This is a genomic window from Vibrio sp. KUL78, assembly GCF_059725505.1.
On the sequence record NZ_AP045838.1, the window covers coordinates 1516372 to 1530426 of the forward strand.

A 14055-nucleotide genomic window follows, 5' to 3' on the forward strand; every position below is an offset into this window, starting at 1 on the left:
GTATTCAATGGATGAATTAGTTGATCTAGTCAACAAATGGTATCGATATTGTTGACTAAGTCAACTAATACTTCTCAGTTCTCGCAAAAGTTTGCTGTAACTGGTGTTTGGCTGAGCGAAGGGGATTGAGGGGCTAATATATTGATTTCGCGCATTTGTTTTCGACGGGTTAAACAATTGTCGAGACCCGTGATTCATCAATTGGTCATAAAAACATCGAAAATCCGTCAAATTACTGCGATGTAATGCTGTTCAATTTGTAAATAGCTACTCGGAGAAAGGGTATGGCATTAAGCGCACCCGAGTTGTCCCTCGTGTCGGACAACAGTGAACAGTTACAGCAAGACTTTGGTCGCAAAGTTTTAGAAGTCAACGGGCTAACGAAAGCCTATCAACAAGGCAAGATGGTTTTAGATGGCATCAGCTTTGAGTTACGAGCTGGCGAGTTTGTTGCTGTAGTCGGTCGTTCTGGTGCTGGTAAGTCGACCTTGCTTCACACACTTAACGGTACGATTCCAGCAACAGGCGGAAACATCTTAAATGTGCATCGCGACCAAAGTACCGATGATGTACTGATGATGAGCCGTAAAGAGCTTCGTGAGTGGCGCACCCACTGCGGAATGATTTTCCAAGATTTCTGTTTAGTGCCTCGCCTTGATGTTATCTCGAATGTTTTGCTCGGTCGTCTAAGCCATACCTCGACACTGAAGTCATTGTTAAAAGTCTTCAGTGACAAGGACAAGGCGCAAGCGATTCAGCTGCTTAAGTGGCTGAATATGCTGCCGTACGCGTTGCAACGTGCCGAGAATTTGTCAGGTGGTCAGCAGCAACGTGTCGCGATTTGTCGCGCCATGATGCAAAACCCGAAAATCCTTTTTGGCTGACGAGCCTGTTGCCTCTTTAGACCCGAAAAACACCGTGCGAATTATGGAAGCACTGCAAAAAGTCAGCAGTGATGGCGTTGCGGTAATGGTCAACCTTCACTCTATCGAATTAGTTCAGGAGTACTGTACTCGTGTTATTGGTCTCGCCAAAGGGCAGGTCATCTACGACGGTCACCCTTCTGGGCTCAATGATCAGGTTTTGCATCGTCTTTATGGCGACGAAATCGACCAGATCAGCTAATCAAAAAACTAAGTGGACTATACGTTTAAGGACAAGTCATGAAAAAGCTTCTATCCCTCGGTGTTGCAGTGGCATCTGCTTTGGCATTTAACGCTCAAGCAGCGGCACCAAAAGAGATCAATCTAGGTATTCTTGGTGGCCAAAACGCAGCACAGCAGATTGGTGACAACCAGTGTGTGGCGGATTTTCTAAATGCTGAGCTTGGTGTTAAAACCAATATCCGTAACTCAAGTGACTACAACGCGGTTATTCAAGGTCTTTTGGGTGAAAAAATCGACTTGGTTATTAACATGTCGCCAAAGTCATACGCGGAGATTTATCTCAATGACCCAGAAGCGGTGGAGCTAGTTGGTATCACGGTTGATAACACGGATAACTCGCGCGGTTACCACTCGGTTATCTTGGTACAGGAAGATAGCCCATATCAATCGATTGAAGATCTTAAGGGTAAGGTGTTCTCGTTTGCCGATCCAAACTCTACTTCAGGCTTTTTGATTCCAAACAACCAGCTAGAGCAAACACTAGGCGGCAATATGGACAACCAGTTTAACGGCTTCTTCAGCTCAGTTAACTTCTCTGGTGGTCACGAACAAGACATCGTTGGCGTACTTAACGGCCAGTTTGATGCTGCAGTAACTTGGTCCTCTATGGTTGGTGATGCGAGCAAAGGCTACAGTGCCGGCGCACTACTTCGCTACATGGACCATGATGCAGAGCTAATGAACAAGATTCGTATCATTTGGGAATCACCACTTATTGCAAACGGTCCTACGATTGTGAGCAACCGTCTAGACCCGAAATTCAAAGATGACCTAGTGGCGGCGGTGAAGAAGCTAGATCGTGAAAACAACGACTGCTTTAGCAAAGCTGCGGGTGGCTCTCTTCACCTAGAAGAGACCAGCGTTGCTGAATACCAATCGATCATCGATCTGGTAAAAGCGACTAAGTTTGCTCAGCGCTAATCTCCTCTGTTAATCAAGCTGGCTGTTCGCAGCCGGCTTTGCTACTTCTACGGTTTACTCCATGCAGTTCGAACAATACTATCAACAGGTTCGCCGTAAGCAGAAAATGGACGCTCTTATGTGGTCTTCTCTGTTTATGTTGCTCTATTTGCTTTCTGGTCACTACGCTGAGTTCAGCCTGTCGACCATCATCCGTAATGCTCCAGCGTTATTTGATTACATCTACGACACTATTCCGCATTTATCATGGGATGTTCTATTCGCCAGTCGAGATGAAAACGGACGCGCCGTGCCAGGCTCGCTTATCTACTGGGGTTATCGACTACACATCCAGATCCCGCTGTTATGGGAAACCATTAATGTTGCGATTGCCGCTACCTTGGTGTCTTCTGTGATTGCGATTGTGTTGGCATTCTTAGCTGCCAGTAACAGTTATGCACCAGCGCCTGTTCGCTTTGGTATCCGTTCTTTTGTGGCGTTTCTGCGCACAATGCCAGAGCTAGCGTGGGCGGTGATGTTCGTGATGGCTTATGGTGTGGGTACGTTTCCTGGCTTCGTTGCTCTGACGCTTCATACTATTGGCAGCTTGACCAAGCTGTTCTATGAGTCGATCGAGACGGTTTCCGACAAGCCGATTCGAGGGCTTACAGCATCAGGCGCAAGACCTATCCAACGCATTCGATTTGCATTCTGGCCACAGGTTAAACCGACGGTCCTTTCATATGTGTTCCTGAGATTTGAGATTAACTTCCGCTCGTCGACCATTCTTGGTTTAGTTGGCGCGGGAGGTATCGGACAGGAGCTAATGACAAACATTAGTCTGGGACGCAACGACCAGGTCAGTATTACGCTGCTTCTAATCATCCTGGTGGTGGCCATTATAGATACCACGTCTGGCGTACTGAGGAAGAAAGTGATCAATGGAGACAGCCAATGACTGAAATGACCCTTGAGCAAATCAAGCAAGAAAACAAAGCCATTTTTGATAAACAGCGTCGTTACTTAACGGTTGTTGCCGCGAGCGTCGCTGCGGTTGTTCTCTATTATTTGGTGTTTTTCCACTTCTTTGGTGTGTCGTCTCAGCAATTTGAGATGGGTAACAGCAAGATCATGAGCTACTTCTTACACATGTTTGTGTGGCGCGATTTCTGGGATTGGCCATTTGGTTACTACTTCAAGCAAATTGGTATTACGCTAGCGATCGTGTTCGGTGGTACGCTAACGGCCTCGTTAGTTGCTCTGCCGCTTTCATTCCTGGCTGCTCGCAATGTGATGACAGGACCGTTTCGACTGATTGCCATCATGATGCGCCGTATCTTTGATGTTTTGCGTGGTATCGATATGGCGATATGGGGGATGATCTTTGTTCGTGCAGTTGGTCTTGGCCCACTTGCCGGTGTGATGGCGGTGTTTATCCAGGATCTAGGTCTGTTTGGTAAACTCTACGCAGAAAGCCACGAAGCGGCTGATAAAAAACCATCACGCGGCTTAACAGCAATGGGTGCCAATAACCTGCAGAAACATCGATTCGGTATCTTTACTCAATCATTTCCGACTTTCTTGGCGTTGAGCTTGTATCAGCTTGAGTCAAATACTCGCTCGGCTGCGGTTCTTGGTTTTGTAGGTGCTGGTGGTATTGGTTTGGTCTATGCCGAGAACATGCGACTATGGAACTGGGATGTGGTGACCTTTATCACCCTAGTGCTTGTCGCCATTATCATGGGTCTAGATAAGGTCTCTAGCGTCCTAAGACAAAAATACATAGTGGGTGAAAACATCGCCTTGTACACCCCGACTAAATAAGCTTTTGGGCGCTGACGTCAAGGTCTTAGTTTCAAGGTCTTAGTTTCAAGGTACAAATTTCAAAGCCAGCAACGTGACATGCTGGCTTTTTGATTATTGGAGAGGCGACCTCCTGTAAGCCTCTTAGGCGCTTAAAACTTTTTTCATCATCTGAGCGCCCACTCAATCAAAAACACCCATCTAAAAGTGGCCGAATGACCCCTTAAGATGGCGATTTATGGGTGTCTTAAATTGCTGTTTTTAAAGGTTTTGTTTTTGTCGATTCCAATGTCGTCAGATGCTAGTCTTCAACCATGCGAACTAGAAGACAAAATCCATGAAAGACAAAATTTTTGAACACCATGATTTCAGCCATCACGATCTCTCAGGGGAAATTTTCGAGAACTGCCAATTCTACCAGTGTGACTTTTCTCGCGCCGACCTCTCAGAAGCTCGCTTTGAGCGCTGCAAGTTTATTGAACCCTTGGATTTGGAGGGGTGTCATTTTCAATACACCAATTTGAAAGATGCCAGCTTTAAGCAATGTCAGATGGCGATGTGTAACTTTGAAGGGGCGGACTGCTTTGGCATCGAGTTTAGAGAGTGTGACCTCAAAGGTGCCAACTTTGCGAGAGCACGCTTTGCCAACCAAGTGAGTCATACCATGTACTTCTGCTCGGCTTACATCACCGGATGCAACCTGTCCTACACCAATTTCGAGCGCATCGTCATTGAGAAGTGTGATTTGTTTGAAAACCGTTGGATTGGGGCGAACTTGCAAGGGGCGTCGTTGAAGGGCTCCGATTTGAGTCGTGGCGTATTTTCGCCTGATTGTTGGGATCAATGCCGCCTCCAAGGTGCCGATTTGTGCCATGTGGATCTAGAGGGGCTTGATCCAAGACGCATTGATTTAACCGGGGTGAAGATATGTGATTGGCAGCAAGCGCAGCTGCTTGAACCGCTTGGTTTAATTGTGATGCCAGCCTAAAAGCTTCTAAGCAAATTACTAAATAAACAATGGATTAACTACAATTGTAGTGACAGTCAGTCCAGTACAAGGATGCAGTATGAAAAGAGTGATCGTCGCGGCAATCGCCGCGTTGACTGTGATGGGATGCAGTCCACCAGAGAGTAAATCAGAGCCGTCTCTTGCAATTACATCGCAAAATATCGCCGGAGCATGGCAATGCGAGTACAAGCTAACGGATATCAAATCCAAGGTACATGTGGCGTATGGACAGAATGGCGAATTCAGTGGTCGCGTGTTCTTAAACTACCCTGTGACGACAGGCAAGGGTGCGGTCAAGGTTGAATTGGTTACGGGCGGCTCATGGCGGCTCGACGGGACAACACTGACCGAGCACTTTGAGGTGCTTAGCATGGCGACAGCCAATTCTAATGGCAATGAGCTGTCTGAGCCATTGGCGGAGTCGCTGCGAGAGTATCAACAACTGACCACGGAAGTGATTGCGCTGTCGGCGACCTCCATGACTCTCAAAGAGGTGGCAGGTGAGCAAACTCAGTGTACTCGACGCGCAAGCTGAAGGTTTTTTTAGCCCAAGTTAACAGATAGGCGAAAGTATATTTTATAAAATCACGTTTTGACTCTACCAGTCCCAAGATCTGAAACTAAATTGGCGGAATGTTAAGAAAACGTTTCTGAATCGAGGGTTGGTGTCTAGTTTGGTGAGTGTTTCAAGTGCGGCTTAGGTCGCGCTTGAAACCACTGCACACCGCAGTTTGCTTTCACAACTAGACCAAAGAGACAAAAATAAATGGAATTGAACAAACTTTCTCTGGCCTTGGCAGCGTCCTTGGTTAGTTTCTCTGCGCTAGCGGATACAGCGCCAATACCTCAAGTCATTGATGCCGACCATCATCACTCTCATGAAAGTGATGACCACGATGACAATATCGATACCGGCCCGTCTCAAGAGCGGGCAACCACCATCAATCCTCAGCCGCGAGTCATGACCTTTAGCATTCAAGCTACGGTCGAATGCGACGTTTCTTCGTTCGCGACATCCAACAATCAAAACCTTATCAATGAGTTAAAGACTCAAGGTGCAGAGTGTGTGAATGATCTGTTTTCCGCTGACAGTCAAACTCAAATCGGCGCTTTTAGTTCCAACAACATGTATTACGTCGCCAAACATGCCACTGAGCTTGCTAAAACCTATTCCGGAACTGGTAGTGATGAACTGGAAGCGCTGTTTCTTTATTTGAGGGCAGGCTTCTACGCTGAGTTTTATAACGACGGTGTCAGCTTCACTTCTTGGGTCACGACTGCCGTCAAAGAGGCGATTGATACCTTTGTGGCAAACTCGCATTTCTATGCCAGCAATGATGCTCACGGTAAAGTGTTGGCCGAAGTGATTACCACTATGGACAGCGCCAGTTTGCAACATGAATACCTAGATGTTGTCGAGCAATGGCTCACTCGCTGGAACGATGATTATGCCCAGCATTGGAATATGCGTGATGCAGTTAATGGTATTTATACTATTCTGTATCGCGGTCAGTGGAGTAGTGCTTTCAAGACCGCTATTGCCGGGCGAGAATCTTTGGTGCGCAATCTGGCAGCGTTCGCAAAAGACAGTGCTAAACTCAACTCTTCATCTGAATTTATGGCAGTCAATGCTGGTCGTGAACTCGCGCGCATGACCCAGTACACTAACACGGTTATTGCGCCAGTGGTCACAGCAGAGCTCTCCGCTTTGTTTGACCAATATACTATGTATGGCATTGGTGATTCAGTGTGGCTCGCTGCGGCCGATGTCGCCAACTACTACGCGGACTGCGCAGATTATGGCATCTGTGGATTTGAAACTGAGTTAAAGAGCTTGGTTTTAAGTCAAAGTTACACCTGTAGTGACACGATTCGTATTCTATCTCAAGACCTGACCCTTACCCAGCAACAAGCAGCGTGTGACAAGATGGGTTTTGAAGAAACGCATTTTCACTTTGAGCTCGAAACCGGCAATCAACCCGTTGCCGACGATTACAATACTCAGCTTCAAGTTAACATCTTCAACTCAAGCGCGGACTATCGTAAGTACGCAGGTCCCATCTTTGATATCGATACGAATAACGGTGGCATGTACCTAGAGGGCGATCCGTCTGTGCCGGGCAATGTACCTAATTTCATTGCCTATGAAGCGAGCTACGCCAACCCAGATCATTTTATCTGGAACCTAGAGCATGAGTATGTGCACTACCTAGATGGCCGTTTTGATCTATATGGCAACTTCTCAACACCGACTGAAAAAGTGGTGTGGTGGAGTGAGGGTGTCGCAGAGTACATCTCAAAACAAAACGACAACCAAGCAGCGCTGGATACCATTGCCGATGGCAGCATGTTTACCTTGCAAGAGATATTTGAAACCACCTATGACGGGTTTGATGTCGACCGTATCTATCGTTGGGGCTATTTAGCGGTGCGGTTTATGTTCGAACGTCATAAAGAAGACTTAGCACATATGCTGGTGGAAACCAGACGCGGCGATTGGACTGCTTACAAAAGCCATGTCAATCAGTGGGCAGTGCAATATCAAAGCGAGTTTGAGCAATGGACACAGCAGCTAGTGTGGGGTATTCCGATGCCGGATGTGTGTAATGGTAATAACGCCATAGGTAGCGGCCGTATAACAGCGGGTGAGGCGATATGCCTCTCTTCAAACGCGCCATTATGGCTCAGCGTTGAAGCGGTTAATGCCAGCAGCACTATCGCTATTTCCGCCGCACACGGCACTGGAGATTTAACCCTGCACTATAGTAACCAAAGCTGGCCAACGGGCTCGGCTTCGGACGTGGTCTCTGCACAGGTTGGTAACCGCGAATGTATTGTACTGGATAAGCAGGATAACTATTGGGGCTATATTCAGGTATCGGGTGAGTACAGCGACGCGTCACTGATTGTGGAGCTGGATGCGACTGAGTGTCGACGGTAGTTTTTGTGTGAGGTGGAGGATCCCAGCTGTGGTGTGGCTGGGATTATTTCTATAGCGGTAGATCGCTCCGCGCGGTTTGAAACTCACTTTTTAACTAGTTTCATTACTCAACTTAGCCTAGCTAAAAGCGTTCAATCAAGAAATCCAAGAACAAACGAAGTCGCTTGGGTTGATACTGGCGACTCAGGTAAATCACGTTCAAATCTGCGCCCGCAGAAGAGGTCGATGAGTTGAAGTTCTTGATGTAACCATTTAACACTGTCACTAAACGCTGCTGTTTGATGTCCTCTTGTACATCTAAAATCGATTTCAACGCAATACCCGCACCATCTAACGCCCACTGACGAATCACTTCGCCATCATCAGAAAAACGCTTCGGTATGACAGTAACAACATTGTGCTGCTCTTCACCTTGAAAGTGCCATGTTTTCAACTCTTCATTGCTGCGAACCATGGCTAAACAATCGTGATGTGCTAAATCGTGTGGCGTGATCGGCGTGCCTTTCTTTGCCAAATACTGAGGAGAAGCACAAAGGACTCGGCGACTGGACGCCAGTTTGCGAGAGATAAGGTTGCTGTCGGCTAGCTCCCCATATCGGATAACGAAGTCCAAACCGGACTCAGCTAAGTTGGATAAGTTATCGTTCAAATACAGATAAGGGATCACATCGGGATAGAGCTGACTAAATTCCGACAGTATTGGCGAAATGTATTGCTTTCCAATATCACGAGGAGCCGAGATTTTAAGTGTGCCGCGCACTTCTTTGGTGCCAGTTTGGAGTAAGTTCTCCGTCTCTTTGACGCTGTCGATGATTTCCAAGCATGCCTGATGGTACATAGCGCCAGAGTCCGTCAGTGAGATATGCCTCGTGCTACGATTAAGTAATTTCACCCCATAACGATCTTCCAGCGACTGCAATCTTGCCGTTACTGTTGCTGGCGATAAGCCGAGTTCTCTGCCAGCCGCCGCCAATCCTTGGTTCTTCACAATGCTGACAAACAGCGTCATATCCGAAAACTTGTCCACATTACCTCCTGAAATTTAATTATTCGGCGGAACTGAATAATCAATTCAAATATTACCCAATTATCAAATTTCATCCAATCAATATACTGGCTCCAACGAAACGAGATTGGAGAAACAAACTATGAAAACAGAAAAAACTGTCTACGTCGTACTAGGTGGCACGTCAGGTATTGGTGCTGAACTTAGCCAGCAACTTACAAGCGACAATGCGGTTGTCCACGTAGCAAGCCGCAAAACAGGGTTAGACATTAGCGATGAACAGTCTGTTTACCACTACTTCGAAACCCTTGGAGCTTTTGACCACCTGATCGTCACAGCAGGAACTCATGCTCCGGCAGGAAAAGTGGTGGATGTAGAAGTTTCCCAGGCAAAATACGCTTTTGATACCAAGTTTTGGGGCACAATCAACGCGGCAAAACATGGCGCTCGCTACATCAAGAAAGGCGGCTCAATCACGCTAACCTCTGGTATGTTATCGCGCAAAGTTGTTGCTAACACCTACGTCAAAACTGCCATCAACGCGGCCATCGAAGCGACCACGCAAGTACTGGCGAAAGAACTGGCTCCTATCCGAGTAAATGCGGTCAGCTCAAGTTTAACTATAACCGAGGCATATCAAGGCATGAACGAAGACGATAGAAATGCAATGTACCAACGCACACAAAATAGCTTACTTGTGGGCAAAGTTGGCGAAGCAAGTGACGTTGCAAAAGCTTACTTACTTCTGATTGAAAACAGCTACATGACCGGCGCCGTGATTGATGTCGATGGTGGCGCACTGCTTGGCTAACAACACACGCTTAGCTAACCGCAAATAAAAACTAGGTGCCAGATCAATAAAAAAGCATGGCACCAATGGGTTCAAACGAAATAAAAAAAGAGACTCCCAATGAATGAAGAAAAAATGCCGCTACAGGTATGGATCCTAACGCTTGCAGCTTTTGCTATCGGTACCGCGGAATTTGTTATTGCAGGAATCCTTCCTCAAGTCGCCAACTCTTTGTCCATCACGGAAGGACAAGCTGGTTACCTAATCAGTGCCTACGCACTTGCCATTGTGTTTGGCGGTCCGCTACTTACGATTTACTTGGCACGTTTTAACAAGAAAGCCGTACTTGCTGGGCTAATGGTGCTGTTTATTTTCGGCAACGTATTGTCCGCTTTCGCACCGAACTACTTTGTATTGATGGTCAGCCGAGTGATCACGGGTTTGGTTCAAGGTCCTTTCTACGGCATCGGTGCTGTGGTAGCGACCAATTTGGTTTCAGAAAAAATGGCAGGTCGTGCGGTCGGACAGATGTTCGCTGGCTTAACGCTGGCTAACGTTTTAGGTGTACCTGGAGGTACCTGGATTGGCTTGCAATTCGGCTGGCACACCACTTTCTTGACCGTTGCAGCTTTTGGTTTAGTGGCCCTGTTCTTTATCACTTCAGTGATCAAACCCACCGGTCATGGCGAAGCAAAAGATGTCAAAGCACAACTAGCTGCGTTCAAAAACCCAATGCTAATTATCAGTCTTGCGATCACCGTATTTGCTTGGTCGGGATTCATGACTCTGTATGGCTACATCGCCCCTATCGCCATGCACATCTCTGGCTTTGGTGAAAGTGCTGTGACTTGGATTTTGGTTATCGTTGGAGTAGGTCTGATTGTTGGCAACACCATTGGTGGTCGTTCATCAGATAAAAACCTACAAAAAGCGTCTATGTTCTGGGCTATCGCGATGATTGTGTCACTGGTATTGGTCGGCCTAACTGTAGAGAGCAAAGTTTTGTTTATTGCTACCGCCTTTGTATTTGGTATTGCGTCATTTGCTAACGTACCAGCAATGCAGCTTCGAGTAATGAAACACGGTGGTGAAGGTCAAGAGTTAGCAGCGACGGCAAATATCTCTGCGTTCAACTTAGCCAATGCCTTTGGTGGATTCTTAGGTGGCATGGTGCTCGATAGCCAAATGGGCGCTGGCATGATCCCTTACGCAGCCATCATTGTTCCACTGATTGGGTTGCTATTCATCGCGAAGGCGAACCGCCAAGAAAGCAAACGAACTGAGCTAACACCAAGCTTCAATAACTAATTTCATCCCCACCTGGTAGCCCTAACTTAATGCCTCCCGAACAAGAGGGCTACCCAATTAAATCACTAGGAAAACACTATGAAATTCTACAGTTACGAATATTGCCCACTCAGTGCTCGCGTCCGCTATGTTGCTGGCATGCTGAATATCCAACTCGACGTCATCAATATCACGGCTCGTCAGAACAACTGCGCAAATAAACCGCGCAATTATACTAATTTCCAACCCTAGATAAATTTCCGCGAAACAAAAAAGCCAGCTTGCGCTGGCAAACCTTTCTTCACTAGCCATCAGAGCTTGCTTTCATCTGGCTAACACGTGAAAGGAACATGGGAGAGGAATTGATTAAACCGGACGCGTCGCGTCCTCGAGCCAATCGAGCGTATCGCCAGCAAGATATGGCGATAGCAATTCGAACACTTGTTGATGATAGTTATTGAGCCATGAGCGCTCTGTGGACTCGAGCATTTCTAGGTTTAAAAGATTGGTTGCAATTGGCGCAATGGTGATGGTTTCAAAGCCATAGAACTCACCAAACTCGTTTGAGGTGCGCGGTACTACCTTCATGATGTTTTCAATGCGAATACCGTATTCGCCTTCACGATAAACACCAGGTTCGTTGGTGATCACCATGCCAAGCTCTAGCGCCACTTCTTTGATGTTTTGAGAGAAGTTTTGCGGCCCTTCGTGCACGTTCAAGCAGACGCCCACACCATGACCAGTACCACATTTATAGTCAATGCCATGCTGCCAGAGTACGCCTCGCGCGAGAATATCGAGGTTCGCTCCTGTGGTGCCTTTTAAGAACTGCGCGGTCGTCAGACGGATAACAGCTTTGAGTACCAAGGTGTAATCGACACGCTGCTGCTCAGTTGACTGGCCGTAATGGAAAGTACGGGTAATATCAGTGGTGCCACCCGGATATTGGCCGCCAGAGTCGACCAAAAACAGATTGCTCTCATCGACGGTCGCATTGCTTTGTTCGTTGGCAGCATAGTGCATTTTGGCGCCATGTTCTGCAAAGCCTGCAATGGTCCTAAAACTGTCTGAAAGATAGCCATCAAGCTGCTTGCGGTAGCCTTGTAGCTGCTGCTCTGCTGCCAGTTCTGTCACTTGACCACTTGGAACTTGCTGCTCTAGCCAGTGCATAAAGCGCACCATGGCCACGCCATCTTGAATTAGGGTTTGCTCCATGGAAGCCAGTTCTGTTGGGCTCTTCTGCGCCTTCATTTTGGTGACGACACATGGGGTATCGACTAATGAAATGGTCAGATTAATCGAGCTGGCGAGCAGGCTGTCAGTATTGGTTGAGCTAAAGTGAAGCTTGGTTTTGCTTGGTAGCAAGTTGATGGTGTCTGAGACTTTGCCGTAGTCGAGCGTCACAATACCTGCATCTAGCAGCTGCTTTTCAAGCGCGGCATTGATTTTTAATCGGTCGATGAATAAATGGCAGCTTTGCGCAGTAACCAGTAAGTAAGCTTCTGAAATCGGGCAATATGGCGTGTCGGCGCCACGAATGTTTAGGCTCCACATGACATCGTCAAGAGTTGAGACTAAGAGCGCTTGGGCATCCTCGTCGCGCAGGTAGTCGCGCAGTCGAGTGAGCTTGTCATCCACCGACTCACCGGCATAGGCGATGTCATGACTGAAGATAGGCGCTTGTGGGCGTAGCGGTCGCTGTTGCCAAATCGGCGTTAGGATGTCAGCAAGCTCAATGCGAATGCCTTTCGGGGTCAGCTCTTGCTCAAGCTGCTGATAGAACGCGTAGCTGATAGAGCGGCCATCAACACCGACCACTGACTGTGTCGGTAGCGTTTGTGCCAGCCATTTGGCAATGGATGGCGTTTCCGCTTCTTTTGCTTTGAACAGTGACAAGCTAGTGCCGGATAGTTGCTCCTCAGCTTGAATATAGTAACGGCCATCTGTCCATACCCCGCCACCTTGAGCGGTGACCACGGCATCACCCGCTGAGCCAGTAAAGCCAGAGATCCAACTGCGCGCTAGCCAATGAGCCGCTGAGTATTCGCTGTTGTGTGGATCATTATTGGTGACGATATACGCGCTGTAGCCACGCTGTTTCATGGCATTGCGCAGAAGAGCTAATCGCTCACAAATTGGATTCTGTTTCATACAGGGGACGTTCCTAATGTCGAGTGAGTACAAAAAATATGGTGATGCTGGTTACCCGTTTTCGTGGGTGGTTGCTGTCCACATTGTTCCGTTGCATCTGGGCAGCGAGTCCTAAATACGCAGCCGCTCGGCGGATTGAGTGGGGAAGGTAAATCTCCGCTCAAAAGTTGAATGTTGCGCGCTTTGGCGAGTGTCGGATTGGCGATGGGCACTGCGGAAAGGAGTGCTTTGGTGTAGGGGTGTTTAGCCTCATCAAACACTTGCTGATAATGTCCTACTTCCATCGGTTTGCCAAGATACATCACCATCACGCGATCGCTGATATGTCGAACCACACTCAGATCGTGGGCAATCATGACTAGGGTCAAGCCCATCTCTTTTTTTAAGTCATCGAGTAAGTTGATGACCTGGGCTTGAACCGAAACATCCAATGCGCTCACTGGCTCATCACACACGACAAGATCAGGATTGAGGATCAGCGCTCTTGCAATGCCGACGCGCTGGCATTGACCGCCTGAAAACTCATGGGGATAGCGATTACGCTGGCTTGCCAATAGTCCGACTTTGTCCATCATGGCAATGACACGTCGTTCCACTTCTTGGCGCTTGAGCTGAGGCTCGTGGGTGAGCAGCGGTTCGGCAATACACTCTGCGATGGTTAGTCTTGGGTTCAAACAGGCAGAGGGATCTTGGAATACCATTTGAAATTCACGGCGGCGGCGAGCAAGTTCGGCTTTACCAAATGCGCGCATGTCTTCACCTTTCCAGATGAGATCACCGTGAGTTGGTTCGATCAATCTCAGCAGTGCGCGCGCAAGTGTCGATTTGCCGCAGCCAGATTCGCCCACAATTCCTAAGGTTTCGCCGCGAAAAACATCAAGATCAATGCCATTGACGGCTTTAACTACCTTACGTTTGCTGGCGATAAGGTGCTTTTTGACCGTAAAGTGCACTTGCAGATCTTGCGCCGCTAATAGTATCTCTTTGCGTTGCATACTATCT

The 14055-nt window shown here is 47.7% G+C and carries 11 protein-coding genes and 2 pseudogenes; 10 read left to right on the forward strand and 3 right to left on the reverse strand.

The features are described 5' to 3' along the window. Positions 1–284 precede the first annotated feature (284 nt). The 7 genes and pseudogenes from phnC (at position 285) to AC6I8Y_RS23305 (ending at position 7819) form a co-directional block, all read left to right on the forward strand. Positions 285–1125, forward strand: a pseudogene (gene phnC, locus AC6I8Y_RS23275) (phosphonate ABC transporter ATP-binding protein). 38 nt (positions 1126–1163) lie between these two features. Then, on the forward strand, positions 1164–2087 hold the full coding sequence (gene phnD / locus AC6I8Y_RS23280) for a phosphonate ABC transporter substrate-binding protein (RefSeq protein ID WP_234497501.1): 924 nt from the start codon (positions 1164–1166) through the stop codon (positions 2085–2087). Between the two features lie 61 nt (positions 2088–2148). Continuing rightward, positions 2149–3024 carry a phosphonate ABC transporter, permease protein PhnE gene (gene phnE, locus AC6I8Y_RS23285; protein ID WP_128649539.1) on the forward strand — a complete coding sequence of 292 codons (876 nt, stop codon included), beginning with the start codon at positions 2149–2151 and terminating at the stop codon, positions 3022–3024. After that, positions 3021–3890 (forward strand): phosphonate ABC transporter, permease protein PhnE, encoded by an 870-nt coding sequence (gene phnE, locus AC6I8Y_RS23290; protein WP_252016100.1) that lies wholly within the window; start codon positions 3021–3023, stop codon positions 3888–3890. Before phnE (AC6I8Y_RS23285) ends, phnE (AC6I8Y_RS23290) begins: the two co-directional genes overlap by 4 nt. 316 nt (positions 3891–4206) lie before the next feature. After that, positions 4207–4857, forward strand: a complete 651-nt coding sequence (locus AC6I8Y_RS23295; protein WP_498021886.1) for a Qnr family pentapeptide repeat protein — start codon at positions 4207–4209, stop codon at positions 4855–4857. Between the two features lie 79 nt (positions 4858–4936). Further along, positions 4937–5413, forward strand: a complete 477-nt coding sequence (locus AC6I8Y_RS23300; RefSeq protein WP_394149870.1) for a hypothetical protein — start codon at positions 4937–4939, stop codon at positions 5411–5413. Between the two features lie 231 nt (positions 5414–5644). Beyond that, positions 5645–7819, forward strand: coding sequence for a M9 family metallopeptidase (locus AC6I8Y_RS23305; RefSeq protein ID WP_498021888.1), 2175 nt, complete (start codon positions 5645–5647; stop codon positions 7817–7819). 121 nt (positions 7820–7940) lie between these two features. Here AC6I8Y_RS23305 and AC6I8Y_RS23310 read toward each other — a convergent pair whose 3' ends face one another. Then, positions 7941–8846, reverse strand: coding sequence for a LysR family transcriptional regulator (locus tag AC6I8Y_RS23310; protein ID WP_394149874.1), 906 nt, complete (start codon positions 8844–8846; stop codon positions 7941–7943). A 121-nt stretch (positions 8847–8967) separates the two neighbouring features. Between AC6I8Y_RS23310 and AC6I8Y_RS23315 the strand changes: the two genes are divergently transcribed. The 3 genes and pseudogenes from AC6I8Y_RS23315 to AC6I8Y_RS23325 form a co-directional block, all read left to right on the forward strand. After that, complete coding sequence (locus AC6I8Y_RS23315) at positions 8968–9636, forward strand: SDR family oxidoreductase (protein ID WP_498021890.1); 669 nt, start codon at positions 8968–8970, stop codon at positions 9634–9636. A 99-nt stretch (positions 9637–9735) separates the two neighbouring features. Continuing rightward, positions 9736–10923: an MFS transporter gene (locus tag AC6I8Y_RS23320; protein ID WP_498021891.1), complete on the forward strand. Its 1188-nt coding sequence runs from the start codon at positions 9736–9738 to the stop codon at positions 10921–10923. Between the two features lie 78 nt (positions 10924–11001). Next, positions 11002–11121: pseudogene (locus AC6I8Y_RS23325) on the forward strand (glutaredoxin); the annotation flags it as partial. 147 nt (positions 11122–11268) lie between these two features. Here the strand turns inward: AC6I8Y_RS23325 and AC6I8Y_RS23330 are convergent. Next, a complete protein-coding gene (locus AC6I8Y_RS23330; RefSeq protein ID WP_498021893.1) occupies positions 11269–13053 on the reverse strand; it encodes an aminopeptidase P family protein in 1785 nt (594 codons plus the stop codon). Further along, positions 13050–14048, reverse strand: a complete 999-nt coding sequence (locus AC6I8Y_RS23335; protein ID WP_498021895.1) for an ABC transporter ATP-binding protein — start codon at positions 14046–14048, stop codon at positions 13050–13052. Before AC6I8Y_RS23335 ends, AC6I8Y_RS23330 begins: the two co-directional genes overlap by 4 nt. Positions 14049–14055 lie beyond the last annotated feature (7 nt).